The sequence below is a fragment of the Sporofaciens sp. St.21A7 genome (assembly GCF_059728535.1).
Map to the genome: position 1 here is coordinate 2344656 of NZ_BAAGFN010000001.1, position 20556 is coordinate 2365211.

The 20556-nt window shown below is 46.6% G+C and carries 17 protein-coding genes and 1 riboswitch; all 17 genes read left to right on the forward strand.

Annotation, left to right across the window (positions count from 1 at the left end):
• Positions 1-58 precede the first annotated feature (58 nt).
• The 17 genes from AC6I3O_RS11620 to trxA all read left to right on the forward strand — a co-directional run bounded on the left by AC6I3O_RS11620 (position 59) and on the right by trxA (position 20508).
• Entirely contained in the window at positions 59-733 is a 675-nt protein-coding gene (locus tag AC6I3O_RS11620; protein ID WP_497851012.1) for a response regulator transcription factor, read from the forward strand.
• Complete coding sequence (locus AC6I3O_RS11625) at positions 730-1887, forward strand: sensor histidine kinase (protein WP_497851013.1); 1158 nt, start codon at positions 730-732, stop codon at positions 1885-1887. The genes AC6I3O_RS11620 and AC6I3O_RS11625 overlap by 4 nt, the downstream gene beginning before the upstream one ends.
• Positions 1888-2394: 507 nt before the next feature.
• Complete coding sequence (locus tag AC6I3O_RS11630) at positions 2395-2940, forward strand: Uma2 family endonuclease (protein ID WP_497851014.1); 546 nt, start codon at positions 2395-2397, stop codon at positions 2938-2940.
• 174 nt (positions 2941-3114) lie between these two features.
• Entirely contained in the window at positions 3115-3882 is a 768-nt protein-coding gene (locus tag AC6I3O_RS11635) for an ABC transporter ATP-binding protein (RefSeq protein ID WP_497851015.1), read from the forward strand.
• Positions 3875-5860: an ABC transporter permease gene (locus AC6I3O_RS11640; protein WP_497851016.1), complete on the forward strand. Its 1986-nt coding sequence runs from the start codon at positions 3875-3877 to the stop codon at positions 5858-5860. The genes AC6I3O_RS11635 and AC6I3O_RS11640 overlap by 8 nt, the downstream gene beginning before the upstream one ends.
• Positions 5861-5942: 82 nt before the next feature.
• Entirely contained in the window at positions 5943-6287 is a 345-nt protein-coding gene (locus tag AC6I3O_RS11645; protein ID WP_497851017.1) for a cupin domain-containing protein, read from the forward strand.
• Positions 6288-6384: 97 nt separating this feature from the next.
• Positions 6385-9687, forward strand: a complete 3303-nt coding sequence (locus AC6I3O_RS11650; protein WP_497851018.1) for a DUF5717 family protein — start codon at positions 6385-6387, stop codon at positions 9685-9687.
• Between the two features lie 99 nt (positions 9688-9786).
• Positions 9787-11088, forward strand: coding sequence for a DUF5716 family protein (locus AC6I3O_RS11655; protein WP_497853456.1), 1302 nt, complete (start codon positions 9787-9789; stop codon positions 11086-11088).
• Positions 11063-11833 (forward strand): hypothetical protein, encoded by a 771-nt coding sequence (locus AC6I3O_RS11660; protein WP_497851019.1) that lies wholly within the window; start codon positions 11063-11065, stop codon positions 11831-11833. Before AC6I3O_RS11655 ends, AC6I3O_RS11660 begins: the two co-directional genes overlap by 26 nt.
• Positions 11834-11886: 53 nt before the next feature.
• A complete protein-coding gene (purB, locus tag AC6I3O_RS11665; RefSeq protein ID WP_497851020.1) occupies positions 11887-13320 on the forward strand; it encodes an adenylosuccinate lyase in 1434 nt (477 codons plus the stop codon).
• 58 nt (positions 13321-13378) lie between these two features.
• Positions 13379-13777 carry a bacteriohemerythrin gene (locus AC6I3O_RS11670; RefSeq protein WP_497851021.1) on the forward strand — a complete coding sequence of 133 codons (399 nt, stop codon included), beginning with the start codon at positions 13379-13381 and terminating at the stop codon, positions 13775-13777.
• 266 nt (positions 13778-14043) lie between these two features.
• Positions 14044-15405 carry an alanine/glycine:cation symporter family protein gene (locus AC6I3O_RS11675; protein WP_497851022.1) on the forward strand — a complete coding sequence of 454 codons (1362 nt, stop codon included), beginning with the start codon at positions 14044-14046 and terminating at the stop codon, positions 15403-15405.
• Between the two features lie 271 nt (positions 15406-15676).
• Positions 15677-15786, forward strand: a riboswitch (glycine riboswitch).
• A gap of 88 nt (positions 15787-15874) precedes the next feature.
• Positions 15875-16390 (forward strand): GrdX family protein, encoded by a 516-nt coding sequence (locus AC6I3O_RS11680; RefSeq protein ID WP_497851023.1) that lies wholly within the window; start codon positions 15875-15877, stop codon positions 16388-16390.
• A gap of 71 nt (positions 16391-16461) precedes the next feature.
• Positions 16462-17742 carry a glycine/sarcosine/betaine reductase component B subunit gene (locus AC6I3O_RS11685; RefSeq protein WP_016216956.1) on the forward strand — a complete coding sequence of 427 codons (1281 nt, stop codon included), beginning with the start codon at positions 16462-16464 and terminating at the stop codon, positions 17740-17742.
• A gap of 17 nt (positions 17743-17759) precedes the next feature.
• Positions 17760-19070: a glycine reductase complex selenoprotein B gene (gene grdB / locus AC6I3O_RS11690; RefSeq protein WP_497851024.1), complete on the forward strand. Its 1311-nt coding sequence runs from the start codon at positions 17760-17762 to the stop codon at positions 19068-19070.
• A gap of 124 nt (positions 19071-19194) precedes the next feature.
• Entirely contained in the window at positions 19195-20139 is a 945-nt protein-coding gene (gene trxB, locus AC6I3O_RS11695) for a thioredoxin-disulfide reductase (protein WP_497851025.1), read from the forward strand.
• 51 nt (positions 20140-20190) lie between these two features.
• Positions 20191-20508, forward strand: coding sequence for a thioredoxin TrxA (trxA, locus tag AC6I3O_RS11700; protein ID WP_016216959.1), 318 nt, complete (start codon positions 20191-20193; stop codon positions 20506-20508).
• Positions 20509-20556: the final 48 nt, after the last annotated feature.

The window sequence follows — 20556 nt, forward strand, 5'->3', positions numbered from 1 at the left end:
TACTTTATCCTGTGGGGATAGGATGAGAGAATAGGCTGAATGATAAGGAGTGGAAGCAATGTATAAAATTTTAGTCGTAGAGGATGACCGAATCATCGCTCAGGCTCTTGCATCACATTTGCGCAGATGGGATTATGAGACGAAATGTGTGGAGGATTTAAAAAATATCATGGATGAGTTTCGGCAGTTTGAGCCGCATTTGGTTCTTCTGGATATCATGCTGCCGTTCTTCAATGGATTTCACTGGTGTCAGGAAATCCGGAAGATATCGGAAGCGCCGATTATTTTCCTGTCTTCTGCCAATGATAATATGAACATCGTTATGGCAATGAACATGGGCGGGGATGAATTCATCGAGAAGCCTTTCGACCTCAATGTGGTAACGGCGAAGGTACAAGCAATCCTGAGGAGGTCTTATTCCTATCAGGGTACGGTAAATGTGATGGAATACCATGGGGCTGTCCTGAACTTAAATGATGCGACGCTAACATATGAGGAACAGAAGACAGAGCTTACGAAGAACGAATTCCGCATCCTTCAGATGCTATTAGAAAATGTCGGCAGGATTGTATCCAGGGATAGTATTATTACCAGGCTGTGGGAGAGTGATGAGTTTATTGATGATAACACGCTCACTGTAAATATTGCCAGGCTTAGGAAGAAACTGGAGCAGATTGGGCTTGAAAAGATGATAAGGACGAAAAAGGGAATCGGGTATATGGTGGAACAATGAGAGCAGCAGGAGCATTTTTAAAAGAACGGAAACGGGAGTTCTGGCTTTGCGGGGGACTTCTGGGAACTTTTGCAGGAGTTTCTTATCTGTATAATATCCGTATGGACGCCGTGGAGTATGCCTTTTTGTTATCGGCAGTCTGGATACTGTTGACGGGCATACCAGATTATCTTAGGTTCGCAAGAAAACATAAGGAATTGCTTGAAGCAGTGGATGGATTTGCTTCGGGAGGGGAAGAGCTGCCGGATGCAGAGTCGTTGATTGAGGAAGATTACCAGAGAATCATTACAAGGCTATATGAGGAGAAGAGCGAGGCAGAATCAGCGGGACGGATTGCCAGACAGGAGATGGAGGATTACTATGGAATGTGGGTGCATCAGATTAAAACGCCTATTGCGGCTCTGCGTGTGTTGATGCAGGCTGTGGAAGGATGCCAATTTGATGAAGGCGCTCTGGTTGAAAACCACAAGTACACGAAAGAGATGAGGATGGAGCTATTCAAAATTGAGCAATATGTGGAAATGGTTCTTACGTATCTGCGAATGGAAGCGTTATCTTCGGATCTTTCTTTTGAAATATATTCTCTGGATTCCATCATCAGACAGGCTGTGCGTAAATATTCGCAGATGTTTATACTCAAAAAAATCCGGCTTGAATATGACCCAGTAGAGATGAATGTCTTGACCGATGAGAAGTGGCTGGTTTTTGTGCTGGAACAGTTGTTGTCAAATGCGTTGAAATACACGAAGACTGGGATGATTAGAATCTATCTGGAAGAGCATTTCCAAAAGGCGCCCCTTGATATGAGCCTCTGGGAAGAGGGCGGACTTTTTACTGTAAAGGATGCTTTTCGGACGCGGGAAGGATATGATGATAGGGAGAGTATGGATTCCGGACAAAGACAGAAAAAAGAGATCTGTCTCGTGATAGAAGATACTGGAATCGGCATCTGGCAGGAGGATTTGCCGCGGGTCTTTGAGAAAGGGTTTACCGGATATAATGGACGCAGGGATAAGAAATCTACTGGAATCGGGCTATATCTGTGCAAGTCTGTGATAGACAAGCTGCGGCACCAGATTTGGATTGAGTCTGAGTCAGGAAAAGGGACGAAAGTATTTTTGTCGCTTGGGAGAAAAAAAGTGCAGCATGAGTGAGTTGTAATAAATAAATGGGTACAAAAAACAGTGTGACTACAAAATTACTCCCTTAGCAGATAGTTTTGAGGGATTTATTCGAGGCCTTCTGCCGTATTCTGTCTTGAATGGCTGTCCTTTAATTTCTTGAATAGCTTTTCATACTCGACATTGATTTCCTTGGTAGCCTCTTCTATACAAGTAAACAGTAACCTATAAGGTGTAAAGTCTTTATTGAATTATTAAAGGCGATACATCTTGCACATATCCGTTCTTAAAACTCTCGATTGCACTGCTATATCCTTCTATAGGAGGTTCATTATCATCAGTAGGTACAGACTCATCTAAAGGAAGTCGAGTTAGCTTTGCGTAGAAATGGGATTGAATAATCCAAGTGTGGATTTATTTATAGCATTAACTAAGATTTTTTCATGTGTATTTCAATGCATTTTTTCAAGGATATGAGAAATAAGTTGTATTCTCTGTCCAAGTACCTTATAATATTAACCAAGATTGGAGGTGGAACGTATGAACATAGTAAGAAAAGAAGAGACTTATAAAGAAACCTATACAATAGATGATATATACGCTCTGCCAGATGGTGAGAGGGCAGAATTGATTGACGGCCAGATTTATTATCTTGCGACACCAAGTCGGACACATCAGAGAATTTTATTTTCATTGAGTAGAAAGATTGCAGATTATATTGATTCTAAAGGTGGAAATTGTGAAGTAGATATAGCTCCATTTGCCGTATTCTTAAATAATGATGATGTCAATTATGTAGAACCTGATATATCTGTTATCTGTGACCCTTCAAAGTTGGATGAAAAGGGGTGTTATGGTGCGCCTGATTGGATAATTGAAATTGTGTCTCCTACAAGCAGACAGATGGATTACTATAAAAAGTTGTTTAAGTATCGAACGGCGGGTGTTAGGGAGTATTGGATTGTTGATCCAACAAAAGAGTTAGTAATGGTGTATAGGTTTGAAAAAGAGACAATGGAACAGTATTCTTTTAAGGAAGATATACCAGTTGGAATTTATGATGATTTTTCTATTAGGGTTTCATAAGGATATGGGAAGTTATAAGAAGATATATCAAGTCCCCATTCCTTACAGGAATGTAAGTTTCCGGACTGAAAATGTAACCTGAATCAATGGAAAGCCACCGTCTTTTCCCGTATAATAAGCCATGTAATCAAGAAGACAACAGAAACATGACTGACAGGAAAGGATGGAAATCTTATGGCGTTATTAGAAGTTAAAAATGTAAAGAAAATATATACCACCAGATTCGGCGGGAACCAGGTGGAGGCGTTACGGGATGTCAATTTCTCCGTAGAGCCGAGGGAATACGTGGCAATTATGGGGGAATCCGGCTCCGGCAAGACGACTCTGCTCAATATCCTTGCAGCCCTTGACCGCCCAACAGGCGGCAAGGTCTACTTGAAGGGCAGAGATTTAAATACAGTAAAAGAGAAAGAAATCGCGGCGTTCCGACGGCAGAACCTTGGGTTCGTGTTTCAGGACTTTAATCTTCTGGATACGTTTTCTCTCAAAGATAATATCTTCCTCCCGCTGGTACTTTCCGGAAAAAAATATGAGGAAATGGAGACAAGGCTCGTTCCCATCGCCCAAATGCTGGAAATTGACGAGCTTCTCGAAAAATACCCCTACGAAGTATCCGGAGGACAGAAACAGAGGGCGGCGGTAGCAAGGGCTTTAATTACAAAGCCCCAGTTAATTCTGGCGGACGAACCCACCGGAGCATTGGATTCCCGCGCCGCAGACGGGCTTTTGAATCTGTTTACGGCAATCAACGAAGAGGGTCAGACCATCCTTATGGTAACACACAGCGTCAAGGCGGCAAGCAACGCGAATCGGGTATTGTTCATCAAGGATGGAGAAGTATTCCATCAGTTATACCGGGGAAACCTGACCAACGAACAGATGTACCAGAAAATATCCGATACGCTGACGGTACTGGCTACGGGAGGTGAGAGGAGTGAGTAGTTCTATCTATGGAAAACTGGCGTTGACGAATTTAAAGAACAATCGGAAGACCTACATCCCCTATATCCTGACGGCAATTCTGACCGTCATGATGTACTATATCATGGATGGGCTGGTCAGGAACTCGGCGCTTAGCGAGCAAAACCTGCATTTGATATTGGTCTATGCACGAATGGTCATCGTTATATTTTCGGTTATCTTTTTGTTTTATACGAATAGTTTCCTGATTAAACGGAGGAAGAAAGAAATCGGTGTCTACAACATCCTTGGTATGGGAAAACGGCATATTGCAAAGATGCTTACCGTTGAGACGATGGTGACGGCGATAGTAAGCATCGGAATCGGGATTCTTTTTGGAGTCATATTCAGCAAGCTTATGTTTCTCATCCTGTTAAAAATCCTGAATTATGATATCGGGATGGATTTTGAAATCTCAATATCTACATTGCTGTATACACTGGTCTTTTTTCTGGTAATTTTTATTATGACACTGATCTACAATCTGTTCCAGATTCAGCTTTCTAATCCGGTAGAGCTACTCCATGGAAGCAGCCAGGGGGAGAAAGAACCTAAGACCAAGTGGTTTATGGCCCTGTTCGGCATAGCGTCCCTGGGTGTGGGGTATGTTATCGCAATTACGGTAGACCATCCGCTGGCGGCGATTCAGGCGTTCTTTGTAGCCGTCGTATGCGTGATTCTTGGCACGTACGCACTTTTTACGGCAGGAAGCGTTGCTCTTTTAAAGGGACTTCGTAAGAACAAGAAATTTTATTACCAGACAAAGCATTTCAGCTCGGTAGCAGGGATGATCTACCGTATGAAGCAGAATGCGGTGGGGCTTGCGAACATCTGTATTTTAAGCACCATGGTTTTGGTGATGATTTCCACCACGATTTCTCTCTATGTGGGGATGGAAGATATGCTGGATACGAGGTTCCCGCGGGAATTCGAGGCTAAGACGAATATTTCCACACCGGAGTCAGACCAGGCGGTGGACCGGATTGTTGAGGAAGAGTTGGCGAACGCGGGAGTAAAGCCTAAGTCTTTGCTTAGGTACCATGACGGAGGAATGGCGGCGCTGATTCAGGAAAATGGATTTGCACTACAGAAGTTTGGAAATTACGGGGCCAATGATGTAGTGGAGGTCTTTATGATACCGATAGAAGATTATAACCAGATGGAAGGTACGAAGGACACCCTTGCGCCGGATGAGGTATTTGTGTACGGAACGGGCAAAGAATGGGGCAAGGATACGGTTATGATTGGCGGCCGGACCTACCGCGTGGCAAAAGAGTTAAAGGACATGAAGATAGTGTCTAAGAACGAGCAGAATTTGACGGACGGGTATTATGTGATCGTCTCCGATGCAGCGCAGATACAGGAAGTCCTGGCAAAGACCTACGAAGACAGTGAGATGCAGGCAGAATGGGTGGAACAGATGTCAAATCTGAACTATCGTGTAACCTTCGATTTAGAAGGGAAGGAAGAAGACTGCCTGAAGGCAGTTAAGGCCATGAAAGCAAGGGTAGAAGGGGAAGTCTACTCCGGATTCTGTGAAAGCAAGGAGCTTAGCAGGGGGGATTTTTACTTCCTCTATGGAGGGTTATTGTTCATCGGCATTTACCTTGGCGCGCTGTTCTTGATGGCAACGGTACTGATTATGTACTATAAACAGATTTCCGAAGGGTATGACGACAGGGAACGCTACCAGATTATGCAGAAGGTGGGCATGAGCAAGCGGGAGGTCAAGCAATCCATTCGCAGCCAGGTCCTAATGGTATTCTTCCTTCCACTTGTGGCGGCAGTCATCCACATCACGGTGGCGTTCGGCGTGGTCACAAAGCTCCTGGCAGTGCTGAATCTGACGAATGTACCGCTGTTCCTTATATGTACGGTTGCGACGGTCATCGTGTTTGCGGTTTTCTATGGAATCGTATTTTCGCTGACGGCAAGGGAATACTATAAAATTGTGAATTGATGTGAATGATTTAGATAGACCAGATATCCTGCCTATGATATAATTAGGGGCATAGAACCTTTATGAAAAGGAGGAGAAAACCATGACAAAAGCAGGAGAGAGGGAAGTTGTAAAAGCAGAACACGTAGGCGGCGGAGCCGGATTCATTATGAAAGAGGCATTGCTTAACGCAGGAGAGTTGGGGGAACATTGCAGGATGTTCAGCAAAGTGACCCTGCCTGCGAACTGTGAACTGGGCCATCATGAACATCATGGCGAGACAGAGACGTACTATATCCTGAGCGGCAAAGGGATGTACGACGACAACGGCAAGGCAATTCCGGCAGAGGCAGGAGACGTATTTTACTGCAAAGACGGCGATGGTCACGGCATGAAGAACACAGGGGCAGAAGATTTGACTTTCATAGCGCTGATACTAAAAAAGTAAAAAAGTAAAAAAATATGTTTCTGCCATTGCCATTCACAATCAAACAATGCTATAATCTTCTGTAGTATTGTTTACGAATAAGCAGCGAAAGAAGCAGGTGTCAGACTTGAAAAATAAAATCCAGAAATTTTCCAAAGGAGATTTTCAGTTATCACAACCTGATGTCATATTTGATGAGACTAATCTAGTACTCATTATCGGAGAAGGGGAAGTATATCGGGGGAGTTTTACAATCAGGACGAAAAGCGGAAAGAAGATACGGGGACTGGCGTACTCGTCTTCTTTTCGTGTGCATTTTAAGAATCAGGGGTTTGACGGAAATCCTGCGAAGGTAGAATTTACTTATGACGGCAAGGGACTTCGGCCGGGGCATGTGGAGGACGGAAGGTTTACCGTGGTATGCGGCGGCGGGGAATATGAGCTTTCGGTTACAGCAATTATAGAGAAGCCTTATGTCATGACATCCTATGGGAAGGTTCAGAGTACGGATGATTTCCGGAAGCTTGCTATCAAGGATTTTTCGGAGGCGGGGCGGCTGTTCCGCGCCAGGGAATTCTATGAGATTTTAAAATATGAGAATGAACGGACGTTTTATCTGTATGATAATATGCGAAAATGGACCCTTGGGGATCAGGCGATGGAAGAGTTCCTGGTAGGAATCAAGCAGAAGGAGTGCATTTTCCTGACTCTTCCCGGCGAAGGGATGTTTTTTGAGGATATCTCGGAGCCGACCAAGGGAACGCTGACGATTGTGAAGAATACTTGGGGATATATGCCGATTCACATCGAGGCGGAAGGGGAATTCATCAAGGTACTCCGCCCGGAGACGAGTACGGATGATTTTGTGGGAAATGCCCATGAGATTGAATACGTGGTACGTCCCGACCGTCTGCATGGCGGACGTAATTTTGGCATGCTCAAGTTTATTACGCCTTATGAGACGCTTACCTATGATATTGAGGTGTTGCAGAACCAGGATTTGAATGAGAACCACAGGAAGCCGGAGCTGCTCCTTGCCCAGATTTTGAAGGAATACATTGGGCTGGTTGCGGGCAGGATCGAGATGGGGAACTGGCTGGAAAGCGCCGTGGAGAAGATGATTTCCCTTAGAAAACTGAAACCCCACAGCGAGTTGTACCAGTTGATGCAGGCCCATGTCTATCTGGTGGGCAGCAAGGTGGAGGAGGCAAAGTGGATTCTTGAGAATTATAATTACAACCGTTTTGCTATCGGCAAGGACCCGCTGACCAACTGTTATTACCTGTACCTGACCGCACTGGTGCGGGGGAAGGGAATCCATGCGGAGCGTGTGTTGGACGAGGTGGGGAAGACCTATATGCGGCATCAGGATTCGCTGCTTTTACTCTACATGCTGTTAGATTTGGATACCAGATACAAGACCTCTTATAAGAGAATTGAGCTGTTAGAGCAGCAGTTCCAGTATGAGATGCACGGGGTGATTTTTTATCTGGAGGCTTATCTGTGCTATCAGGACAGGCCGACGCTCCTGAAAAAGCTGGGACCTTTCGAGATGCAGGTGCTTAATTTCGCTTCCAAATACCGTCTGATGACCAAGGAGCTTGCCCTTTATGTGGCGAATTTTGCCAGCCAGCAGAAGCAGTACAGTGACAAGATGTTCCGGATTCTGGAACGCATCTACAAGATGTACGACGAACCCATGATTCTTAATACTATCTGTACGCTGTTGATTCGGGGCAATAAGCTAAAGAAGCGGGATTTTCCTTGGTATAAGAAGGCGGTAGACTCGGAACTTAGGATTGCGCAGCTCTATGAATATTATATGATGACTATCGATGAGGATAAGTTCCGGGGACCGCTGCCTAAGGTAATCCTTTTATACTTCATGCATGGCAATTCATTGAACTATAAGAAGGCGGCGTTTTTATATGCGAATCTAGTCACCTATGAGGAACAGGCGGGAGAGCTGTATCTAAATTACCGTGAGCAGATGGTGGTATTTACCTGGAAACAGTTGATGCAGCGGCACATTACGGAGTCCCTCAGAATCCTGTATAAGCGGTTCTGCCAGCCCGAGGAGATGACGGCAGAACGGATGGAGGCGATGCGTGACATCTGCTATTCCTATTCCATTTCTACGCGGGTGAAGAATATGAAATGCGTCCTGGTCATAGATAAGGACGGTGAGATCCGCCAGCGGATTCCCTATGATGCAGAAGAGGGGACGGTAATTCGCCTGTATGACAAGGAATCCAGGGTGGTGTGGGAGTCTGTGGAGGGGCGCCATTATACGGACTCCATTGTTTATGAGACGAAACGCCTTTTCTACGAGCCGCGGTTCGTGGAGATGTGCCGGAAATATGCCGCAACGACGGGCGTATGGGAGCAGGAGAACGAGAAAGAGGCGCCCACCTTTGAGGGGCTGCTGGAAAAAGGGCTGGATGCATTTGAAGGAAAGGATGTGTTCCGTCTTGTGACTAGACGCATCAAGGAGGAGAACTACGAGGAGGACAGTTTTTTAAGTTATCTGTGCTTCGAGCTGTTCCGGCGGCAGCATTTCGACAAGGTGACGCTGATGTATCTTGCGAATTTTTACTGCGGCCCTACGCGGGAAATGAAATTTCTCTGGAAGGCGTTGAAGGAGAATGGGATTCCTGCCTATAAGATAGGGGAGCGGATTATTACGCAGATGCTTTTCTCGGAAAATTTATTTCAGGAAGAGAAGATATTTGAGGATTATTATCTGTCGGATAATGTGTATTTTCGTCTGAAACAGGCGTATCTCGCCTATGTGTCCAGAGAGTATGTGGTTTATGGGAGGGATTTGGAAGCCAGTGTGTTCGATATTATTGCAAATGAGTGCGATGAAAAGGAAGATTTGTCTGATATCTGCAAGATTGCGCTGCTGAAATATTTTTCCAGCCATGATTACACGGCGGCTTTGGAGGTGGTGCTCCATCAGGTGCTCCGGGAGATGTGCGAGAAGCAGATCGTCTTTCCGTATTATCTGCAATATAAGGAGGAGTGGCTCCGGGAATTGCAGTTGTATGACAAGGTGATGATTTCTTATCAGGCAAGACCGGGAAGCCGTGTGACCCTGTACTATAAGATGAAGCATGGGAACCGGGACGAGCTTGGATACCAGAATGAGGTGATGATGCCGGTCTATGAGAATCTGTATGTAAGGCAGTTCGTGCTGTACAGCGACGAGTCCATCAGTTATTATTTTATAGAGACCAAGGGAAAAGAGGATATTATCACGGAGAAAGAAGTCTTGAAGAATGAGAGGGAAATCAAGGAATCAGGCAAGTATGGACGTCTGAACAGCATGGCGACCATGGCGAGTGCGGCGAGACGAAAGGCGATGATGGAATACGAGGAAGAGGAGATCATGGCGAAGCGTCTGTTCAAGATTCATTAGGGCATGGCGGTTCGCGGTTCGTCCGAGATGTGTGTGAAGAGTAGGTGATGAAGCGTTTCAAGATTCATCAGGCATGTGTGAAGAGGGGAGGGGATAATGATGAGAAAAGGCGGAATCCTGGGATACGACCTGAATGAGAAGAATTGTCAGATCAGCTATTATGACGAGACGAAGGAAGAGCCGGAGACGATGGGAGCTGCTGCGGATAATTTTCAGATTCCCCTGATATTGGGATATTACCGGGAACGATGGGTGTTCGGCATGGAGGCGAAGCGTCTTGCATCCCTTCAGGAAGGAACCATGGTGAACGACCTGTTCGAGAAGGCCGTGCGCCGGGAAAAGGTGAAAATCGGTTCTAAGAAGCGGGATGCGGTCTGGCTGCTGGCCAAGTTCATCCGTATGACTCTGGAGGGATTCGAGGATATCGCTTTTATTACATTTTCCGTCCCGTTTACGAATATTGATATGTCTAAGATGCTCAAAGGAATCGGCCAGCGTCTTGGCGTGGCGAAGGACTGTGTCTGTGTCCAGGACTACAAGGAGAGTTTCTGCCAGTATATGTTCTATCAGCCCAAGGAACTGTGGCAGTATGAGTCTGCCCTGTTCTACTGCGACGCCCAGGAAATCCGGGCGTATATGCTGCGGAGGCTGAATGCCGTGGGGGTGAAGGACCGGGACATGTTCGTCACCGTTGAGGAGGTGGCGAGCGCCCAGATGAATGAGCTTGCCGCCATCTATACTCTTTTGAACAAAGAGAAAGAGAAGGTAAAAGATCAGGCGAAGGCGGCGGACGACCGGTTCAAACGATTCATCCAGAGTGTGTTTGAGAAAAAAGTAGTCTCGTCGGTGTATCTGACGGGGGAAGGGTTTGAGAATAACTGGTATCCCAATTCCTTGAAGGTGCTGTGTAATGGGCGGCGTGCATTTATCGGCAATAACCTGTACAGCAGAGGCGCATGTTATACGTCCATGCGGCGGCATCTGGAATACCACGAAGGACCGGTGTATCTGGACGATACGAAGATGACGGAGCAGATCTGTCTGCGCATGCGTGTGAACGGGCAGGAGGGATGGTATCCCATCGTGTCCTGGGGAACCCACTGGTATGAAGCGGACGGGCAGTGGGAGGTGATTCTGGAGGATACGTCGGACATTGAAATCCATGTGGAGACCCTGGCCGGGGAAGAGCTGCAGGTGGAGACGGTGTCTCTGGAGGGGCTTCCCAACAGAAGGGATTATTCCCTGCGGATTCAGATCGAGGTATTGTTCATGGATGAGCGTACCTGCCGGCTTACGTTCAAAGACGTAGGCTTCGGAGAGTTTTTTCCGTCCACGGGATTTCAGGTGGAGAAGACCATTCATTTAGGAGGAATCAATGGGCAGTTTAATTCTATGTCATAGGAAACGGGCGAGGCAGCCCTACGAGATAGCCAGAATCCATATGAGAATCTATACCATTGAGGAATTGTGCTATTATATCTGCAATAATCTTTATCTCATCGACTATACCATGGTGAACCGGCAGTTGTGCAACTGGATTGACAAGGAGCTGGAGCTTCCGAAACTGGCGGAGCAGCTTAGGGAGGAATTGAGGCAGAACGGCGCTATGGAGCAGTTTGTGCTGACCATTTTAAGGGAGTCCACCATCTATGCCACCGGGGATATCAATAAGATTCAGGGAATTTTAGAGCATCTCCAGAATTTAAAGGATGTGGAGCGGATGAAGTATAAGGCGGACAGCCTGCAGAAAAGCGGGGAGTATGAGACGGCAATTCTGGTCTACCAGTCTATCATTAACCGGGAGTGGGACAATTCCATCAGCAAGTTGTTTTACGGAAGGGTCTATGCAAGCCTTGGGGCGGCTTACGGCAGACGTTTCCTGTATGAGGAGGCGGCGAAGGTGTATCTGGAGGCATACCGTATCTGTGGGGATATGGAGCTGCTTCGGACATATCTTTACTGCTGTTATAAGGCGCTGCCGGGGGATCAGTATGTGAAGATGCTGTCGGGCAACTCGGTTTTTCTGAATATGGATTCTGCCATGAAGGAGGAAATCCGGGAGATTCAGAGAGGAATTGATATTGACATCCCGGAAGAGCTGTTTGAGCAGTGGAGGAAGGAATACCGCCGGATTGATAAGAGTTAGGCGAAAAGGCGGAAATATAATAAATAGAAAAGAAGAAAAAGGAGAAGAAGGATATGAGCCGAGATAAGTATATGAGCCCGCTTTCGGAGCGATATGCAAGCAAGGAAATGCAGTATGTCTTTTCACCGGACAAGAAGTTCCGGACGTGGAGGAAATTGTGGATTGCGCTTGCGGAGACGGAAAAGGAACTGGGGCTTCCGATTACGGAGGAGCAAATCGAGGAATTGAAAAGCCATGCGGAGGATATTAATTATGATGTGGCCAGGGAGCGGGAGAAAATCGTCCGCCATGACGTCATGTCCCATGTGTATGCCTATGGCCGGCAATGCCCGAAGGCGAAGGGAATCATCCATCTGGGGGCGACTTCCTGCTACGTAGGGGATAATACGGATATCATCGTGATGTCGGAGGCGTTGGAGATTGTAAGAAGAAAGCTGGTGAATGTGATTGCGAAGCTTGCAAAGTTCGCAAAGGAGTATAAGGATTTGCCGACCCTGGCCTTTACCCATTTCCAGCCTGCGCAGCCGACCACTGTGGGAAAACGGGCGACTCTGTGGATACAGGAGTTTGCCATGGACTTAGAGGATTTGGAATATGTGAAGGGGACGCTTAAACTTCTTGGATCCAAAGGGACTACGGGTACTCAGGCGAGCTTTCTGGAGTTGTTCGAGGGAAATCAGGAGACGATTGACAAGATAGATCCGATGATTGCGAAGAAGATGGGGTTTGAGGCGTGTTACCCGGTATCGGGACAAACCTATTCCCGTAAAGTGGATACGAGAGCATTGAATGTGCTTGCAGGGATTGCGGCAAGCGCCCATAAGTTCTCCAACGATATCCGGCTTTTGCAGCATTTGAAAGAGGTGGAGGAACCCTTCGAGCCGTCCCAGATTGGGTCGTCGGCTATGGCGTATAAACGGAATCCCATGCGCAGCGAACGGATTGCGTCTCTGTCCAGATACGTGATGATTGATGCGCTGAACCCGGCGGTAACTTCTGCAACCCAGTGGTTTGAGCGGACGCTGGACGACTCGGCAAATAAACGGCTCAGCATACCGGAAGGGTTTCTTGCGATTGACGGGATTCTCGATTTGTGCCTGAATGTGGTGGACGGACTGGTAGTATACCCTAAGGTAATCGAGAAGCGGCTGATGTCGGAACTGCCGTTCATGGCGACGGAGAATATTATGATGGACGCCGTGAAGGCAGGAGGCGACCGTCAGGAGCTTCACGAGCGTATCCGGGAGCTGTCCATGAAGGCCGGACAGAACGTGAAAGAGAAGGGATTGGACAACAACCTGCTTGAGCTGATCGCAGAAGACCCGGCGTTCAACCTGACATTGGATGAATTGAAGGAGACGATGGACCCGGCGAAATATGTGGGACGCGCCCCGCTTCAGGCGGAGGCGTACCTGAAAGATGTGATTCGCCCGCTGCTTGATAAGAATCAGGATGTACTGGGGATGAAAGCGGAGATTCATGTATAGATGCGTCTGAGAATAAAATGAGATAGAATAAATTGAGATTTGAGAAAGGAAAATAATGATGAGGTACGAATTAACAAAGGATCTGGAAACAGGGAATGCAATCATCGACCAGGAGCATAAGGAACTGTTCCGTGCAGTGAACGAGCTTTTGGATTCCTGCCACAAGGGACAGGGAAGGACTGCGATGGAACCGGCGATTAAGTTTCTGACCAACTATGTTGACCGGCATTTCGCCCATGAGGAGCAGCTTCAGCAGGCGGGAGGATATCCCAACAGGGCGCCCCACAAGGTGTTCCATGAGGAATACAAAAAGAAGTTAAAGCAGATCGTGTCTGCAATTCCGGCGGCGGGTCCGTCCCTGGGGGATTTGGGGAACTTGAATATGCATATTGCCCTGTTGGTGAACCATATCCGGAGCGAGGATAAAAAAGTAGGCGCATTTTTGAAACAAAAATAAAAAGAATATGAAAATAAAATTAAAATTTAGCAATATGACCAAAAATTATGTTCCAGGAAACAAAGTGGTGAAAAAAACAGGCGGAAAATCAAGGATTACCGCCTGCTTTTTTTGGCAAAATTGGACATGCACATACAATATCTGTACAAAATAGACAAAAAATGTGAAAAAAATAACAGCATATTGAATAAAACATTTTTTAATGGTATGATAGGAGGGATGAATAACTTATATTCAATTTATCTATACAAAGGGGGAATTTGTAAATGGAAGCGATGTTGAATAATATTTTCTCAACATTAGGCAGTTATCTGTCCAACTACATCCTGATCGCGGCGCTTCTCGGCGGCGGTATCTGGTTTACGGTAAGCCTTGGATTCATTCAGGTCAAAGGTTTTGGCGAAGGAATGCGCAGGACCTTCGGCGGGATGTTCAAGAAAGGCGACAAAGCAGGCGCAGACGGAATGTCATCTTTCCAGGCTCTTGCAACGGCCATTGCAGCTCAGGTAGGTACAGGTAATATCGCCGGAGCGGCTACGGCGCTTGCGGTAGGCGGCCCTGGGGCAATCTTCTGGATGTGGATTGCGGCGTTCCTTGGAATGGCGACGATTTATGCCGAGGCAATCATGGCCCAGAAGTACAAACAGGTGGGCGATGACGGAGAAGTAACAGGAGGTCCTGTTTACTATATCCGCGCAGCATTTTCAGGAACGTTTGGAAAGGCGTTGGCAGGTATTTTCGCCGTTCTTATCACCCTTGCCCTTGGCTTTATGGGGAATGCCGTACAGTCTAACTCCATCGCGGCAGCGTTCAATACTGCATTCGGACTTCCGCAGTGGATTATGGGCGCTGTTCTTGCAGTACTTGCGCTGTTCGTATTCTTAGGCGGTACAGGACGTATTGCCAAGATTACGGAGCTGATCGTTCCGGTTATGGCTGCTTTCTACATCATTGGTTCTTTAATCGTAATTATTTTTAACTTTAAGGAGATCCCGTATGCATTACATGCAATCGTTGTAGGCGCGTTTGCACCTTCCTCTATTGTCGGCGGCGCTGCAGGCGCGACCGTGAAGCTGGCTCTTACCAAGGGTGTAGCGCGCGGATTGTTCTCCAATGAAGCTGGTATGGGGTCTACGCCTCACGCACACGCGGTTGCGAAGGTTAACCATCCGGTAGAGCAGGGATTCGTGGCTATGATCGGTGTATTTATTGATACATTCGTTATCCTGAACCTTACTGCGCTGGTAATCATTACGACACATTCCATTCCGTCAGGGAAGACTGGAGCAGAGCTTAGCCAGTATGCGTTCTCTTCATTGTATGGAAAGGGAGGAGACATCTTCATTGCAATCTGTATGTTCTTCTTCGCATTTTCTACAATCCTTGGATGGTACTTCTTTGGCCAGGCGAATATTAAGTATCTGTTCGGGTCGAAAGCGGTTAAGGTTTATTCTGTAATCGTTGCCGTATGCGTATTCCTTGGCTCACTGGCAGAGGTAGAGCTGGTATGGACGATGCAGGATACGTTCAACTCCTTGATGGTTATCCCGAATATCCTTGCATTGTTCGCGTTAAGCGGAGTGATTAAGCAGGTACATAATGACTTTTTCAAGAACCGTAAGAAATAGCGGGCATTGCGGTAAAAATTAAATAACGGATAAAAGCGCCGTGCAGGAAGGGTGATTCCTGCACGGCGTTTTTGGTAATAGGAAGGATTATTGTAAAAATAGGACAATAAATGGGATGGAATATTGTATATTATGTACAAATTTGGATATTTTGAATTTAAAGGTTGCAAAAGTTTTAACAATGGGGTATTATAGGTATAGACAATGAACAATATATGAGTTGTCTATAAGTAATAGTATGAATAAGCGAAAAAAGAATATGAGAGTGGGTTGATATTTCCTAAGAGAGAGCCGGAATTACGGCCGCCGAAGAGGCAAACCTGAGAAGGCAGTGAATCTGTTTCAGGCGAAACTTTCAGGCAAAAGGACTAGGGAATGTACCACATTCTGAATCTTGTGCTGTATGATAAATTTCTTGAAATGAATTGATATGTTATCAGGGCAAAAGACAGAAAGGGCGATTGCACACATGATTGTGTTCAAATCGCCTTTTTTTTACAAAGCATACCGAAAGGGCTGGCAGCGCCGCATGATTTTAGGCGGATGGGATTTATCCGGCGTGCAGCATTCGCCGCATGACAGCAAGGGAGAAAAGCAGATGGGAAGCAAAGATTACATGGTCATTACCAATAATCCTCTGGTTTTGGACAAGCTTAAAGAGACGCACCATATTATATACCGGGATATTTCCTATGAAGAGATTCTTAGGGAAGTAAGAGACAGGATTCACGAGGGGCACAGATTGTTATCGCATCCGTTATCCGGAAGCGTGAAGCCCAATGAGACGCCATATAAATCCATTATGATATCAGAGGGAAAGGGGGAGGTTGACGAAGGGTCTGTCAAGTTGATTGAGAACGCCATACAAGCGTGCCGGAAGTTCATCTTCAAGTCTGACTTGTATGAAGAATCGGTATATGACGATTTTCAGTTGATTGACTGGACATTGCTGGAGAGTGGACTGGCATCTGCGGATGTCTGGTAGTCTTAAATAAAGGTTGTAGAAGCGCATAAGCTTTGAACAATAATATCAATATTCTAAGGAGGGAACCAAAAGTGAGATTAGAAATGGGACACATTTACATTAAGGATATTCAGTTTGCGGCTGAGTCTAAGATTGAAGACGGTATCCTTTATGTATCCGAAGAGGCCGTAAAAGCGGTTGCTCTCGAAGACGAGAAGATTAAGAGCGTATCTTTTGATATCGCAAAGCCAGGTGAGTCTGTGAGAATCACACCGGTTAAGGACGTCATCGAGCCAAGAGTTAAGGTGGAAGGAAGAGGCGGAATCTTCCCGGGCGTAATCGCTAAGGTTGATACCGTAGGCGAAGGCAAGACCTATGCGCTGAAGGGTATGGCTGTTGTTACGGCTGGTAAGATCGTAGGTTTCCAGGAAGGTATCATCGATATGACAGGTCCGGGAGCTGACTACACACCGTTTTCCAAGACACTGAATCTGGTTATGGTATGTGAGCCGGTAGATGGCATTAAGCAGCATGATTATGAGAAGGCTGTACGTTTCGCAGGCTTCAGGGTTGCTGTGTATCTTGGGGAACTGGCGCGCGAGCTTACTCCGGATGAGACGAAGGTATATGAGACATGTACGATCAAAGAAGGTATGGAGAAGTATCCGAACCTTCCGAGAGTTGCATACGTACAGATGCTTCAGAGCCAGGGCTTGCTGCATGATACATATGTATACGGCGTAGATGCGAAGAAGATCGTTCCGACGATCATGAGCCCGACAGAGATTATGGACGGCGCTATCGTATCCGGTAACTGTGTATCCGCATGTGATAAGAACCCAACTTATGTTCATTTGAACAATCCGGTTGTTCACGATATGTTCGAGCAGCACGGAAAGACCTTTAACTTCGTTTGCCATATTATTACCAATGAGAACGTATATCTGGCTGACAAGCAGCGTTCTTCTGACTGGACGGCGAAGTTATGTAAGATGTTAGACCTTGACGGCGTTATCGTTTCTCAGGAAGGATTCGGTAATCCGGATACTGACCTGATCATGAACTGCAAGAAGATCGAGGCGGAAGGCGTTAAGACTGTTATCATTACAGACGAGTACGCAGGACGCGACGGAAAGTCTCAGTCCTTGGCTGACTCCGATCCGGCGGCAGACGCAGTAGTAACAGGCGGTAATGCGAACCAGGTAATTATCCTGCCAAAACTTGACAAGGTAATTGGAACTCTGGATTATGTAACAAAGATTGCAGGTGCAAGTGAGGAGACGCTTCGTGAGGACGGATCTCTTGAAGTTGAGCTTCAGGTACTTACAGGTGCGACCAATGAGACTGGTTTCAATAAGCTGAGTGCGAGATAAGAAGGGAGGATAAGAACATGGCTAAATTAAAAGTAGTTCATTACATCAATCAGTTCTTTGCACAGATTGGTGGAGAAGAGAAAGCAGATTATCCGGCAGAGCTTCGTGTTGGAGAGATTGTCGGACCAGGTCAGGCGCTGACACAGCAGTTCGGCGAGGACGCTGAGATTGTTGCTACAATCGTTTGTGGCGACTCTTATTTCAATGAAAATCTTGAGAAGGCAAAGGCAGACATCCTTGCTATGGTGAAAGAGCAGGCTCCGGATGTATTCGTGGCAGGTCCTGCATTCAATGCCGGACGTTACGGTGTTGCCTGCGGTACAATCGCGGCAGCAGTTCAGGAAGAGCTTGGAATCCCGGCTGTTACGGGTATGTATGTTGAGAACCCGGGAGCTGACATGTTCAAGACTCAGGTTTATATTGTATCTACGAAGAATAGTGCGGCAGGTATGAGAGACGCTGTTAAGAAGCTGGCTCCGTTAGCTGTTAAGGTTGGTAGAGGCGAGGCGATTGGCGCTTCTTCAGAAGAGGGATATATCCCGAACGGTGTTCGTGTGAACTTCTTCGAGAAGGAGAGAGGATCACAGCGTGCAGTTAAGATGCTCATCAAGAAGCTTGCTGACAAGCCGTTTGAGACAGAGTTCCCGATGCCTGATTTCGACAGAGTTGACCCGAATCCGGCAGTTAAGGATCTTGCACATGCGAAGATCGCGCTTGTTACTTCCGGTGGTATCGTTCCAAAGGGCAATCCGGACCACATTGAGAGCTCCAGCGCTTCACACTACGGCGAGTATGATATCGCAGGCGTTATGGATCTGACAGAAGAGACATACGAGACAGCACACGGCGGATATGATCCGGTTTATGCGAATGAGGACTCTGACCGTGTATTGCCGGTCGATGTACTTCGTGATATGGAGAAGGAAGGAAAGATTGGGGAGCTGCATCACCTGTTCTACACAACGACAGGTAATGGTACAGCCGTTGCATCATCCAAGGCTTTCGCTGCTGAGTTCTCTCAGAAGCTCAAGAACGACGGTGTAGACGCAGTAATCCTCACCTCCACATGAGGTACCTGTACTCGTTGCGGTGCAACGATGGTAAAAGAAGTAGAGAGAGCAGGAATCCCTGTTGTACATATCTGTACAGTAACTCCTATTTCTATGACAGTTGGCGCGAACAGAATCGTTCCGGCTATCGCAATTCCACATCCTCTTGGAAATCCTGCATTGGATAAAGATGAGGAGAAGAGCCTCCGTCGTAAGATTGTTGAGAAGGCATTAGTTGCCCTTGAGACAGAGGTTGACGGACAGACAATCTTCGACTAGGTTCCAAAATTTGGACAGATTAGAAATTTGTCCGCGTAGATTGTATTTTATTTTAATTGAATAAGTGGTATAGTGGTAAAAAAGAATTACACACTATACCACTATAAAAAGGAGAAGTTTCGTTATGAGCAAAATTTATGACGTAATTGTCCTGGGCGCGGGCCCTGCAGGTCTGGCAGCGGGACTGTACGCAGGCAGAAGCCGCCTTTCCGTATTGATTATCGAGAAGGGACAGGACGGCGGACAGATTGCTATCACAGATGAGATTGAGAACTATCCTGGACAGACTGTTGAGGGTGAGTCAGGACCGTCTCTGATTGCAAGAATGACAGAGCAGGCAGCAAAATTCGGCGCTGAGCGCGTATCCGACACGATTACGGAAGTGTCCCTTGAGGGAGAAGTTAAGGTGTTAAAGAGCGCAAAGGCTGAGTATCAGGGAAGAAATGTAATCATCGCTACAGGCGCCCACGCAAGGCCAATCGGCTGTAAGGGCGAGGCAGAGTACATGGGCAAGGGCGTATCCTACTGTGCTACCTGCGACGCTAACTTCTTCGAGGACTTTGAGGTATACGTAGTAGGCGGCGGCGACTCAGCCGTTGAGGAAGCGATGTACCTGACGAAGTTCGCAAGGAAAGTAACCCTGATCCACAGAAGGAATGAGCTTCGTGCCGCGAAGTCTATCCAGGAGAAGGCGTTCAAGAATCCAAAGCTTGAGTTTATGTGGGATTCAGTTGTAGAAGAGCTTGGCGGAGACGAGATTCTGTCTGAGATGACGGTTAAGAACGTGAAGACAGGCGAGATTACAAAGGTTACGGCAGACGAGGACGACGGAATGTTCGGTCTGTTCGGATTCATCGGAACCATCCCGAATTCCAAGATCTTTGAGGGAATCATTGACATGGACGAGCGTGGATATATCAAGACAGACGAAGATATGCACACCAATATCCCGGGCGTATACGCTGCAGGTGATGTGCGTATCAAGAGCCTGAGGCAGGTAGTAACTGCAGCGGCTGACGGAGCAATCGCAGCTGTTCAGGTAGAAAGAAGCATGTCTGACTACTTCTAAAGCGGGGAGGTAGTTTTGATATCATAATATTAATAAAGGAGGATGATAGAAATGATAGATGTAGATAAGAATACATTCCAGACTGAGGTTCTGGAGGCAGAAGGATATGTATTCGTAGATTTCTATGGTGACGGTTGCGTACCATGCCAGGCTTTGATGCCGAAGGTACATGAGTTCGCTGAGACATATGGGGATAAGATGAAATTTACGTCTCTTAACACAACAAAGGCTCGCCGCCTGGCAATCGGACAGAAGATTCTTGGGCTTCCTGTAATGGCGATTTACAAGGATGGACAGAAGGTAGAAGAGGTTGTGAAGGAAGAGGCAACACCAGAGAGCATCGAGGCGATGATTCAGAAGTATATCTAATCGATATAATTCTTTATCATAAAATGTTTTTTACCACACAAGAAAGGA

Excerpts from the sequence above, each read along its gene's own strand:
- AC6I3O_RS11630 (WP_497851014.1), top strand. The coding sequence starts at position 2,395 with ATGAACATAGTAAGAAAAGAAGAGACTTATAAAGAAACCTATACAATA.
- AC6I3O_RS11645 (WP_497851017.1), top strand. The coding sequence starts at position 5,943 with ATGACAAAAGCAGGAGAGAGGGAAGTTGTAAAAGCAGAACACGTAGGC.
- AC6I3O_RS11655 (WP_497853456.1), top strand. The coding sequence starts at position 9,787 with ATGAGAAAAGGCGGAATCCTGGGATACGACCTGAATGAGAAGAATTGT.
- AC6I3O_RS11660 (WP_497851019.1), top strand. The coding sequence starts at position 11,063 with ATGGGCAGTTTAATTCTATGTCATAGGAAACGGGCGAGGCAGCCCTAC.
- AC6I3O_RS11635 (WP_497851015.1), top strand. The coding sequence starts at position 3,115 with ATGGCGTTATTAGAAGTTAAAAATGTAAAGAAAATATATACCACCAGA.
- AC6I3O_RS11620 (WP_497851012.1), top strand. The coding sequence starts at position 59 with ATGTATAAAATTTTAGTCGTAGAGGATGACCGAATCATCGCTCAGGCT.
- AC6I3O_RS11680 (WP_497851023.1), top strand. The coding sequence starts at position 15,875 with ATGATTGTGTTCAAATCGCCTTTTTTTTACAAAGCATACCGAAAGGGC.
- trxB (WP_497851025.1), top strand. The coding sequence starts at position 19,195 with ATGAGCAAAATTTATGACGTAATTGTCCTGGGCGCGGGCCCTGCAGGT.
- trxA (WP_016216959.1), top strand. The coding sequence starts at position 20,191 with ATGATAGATGTAGATAAGAATACATTCCAGACTGAGGTTCTGGAGGCA.
- AC6I3O_RS11670 (WP_497851021.1), top strand. The coding sequence starts at position 13,379 with ATGAGGTACGAATTAACAAAGGATCTGGAAACAGGGAATGCAATCATC.
- AC6I3O_RS11675 (WP_497851022.1), top strand. The coding sequence starts at position 14,044 with ATGGAAGCGATGTTGAATAATATTTTCTCAACATTAGGCAGTTATCTG.
- purB (WP_497851020.1), top strand. The coding sequence starts at position 11,887 with ATGAGCCGAGATAAGTATATGAGCCCGCTTTCGGAGCGATATGCAAGC.
- AC6I3O_RS11625 (WP_497851013.1), top strand. The coding sequence starts at position 730 with ATGAGAGCAGCAGGAGCATTTTTAAAAGAACGGAAACGGGAGTTCTGG.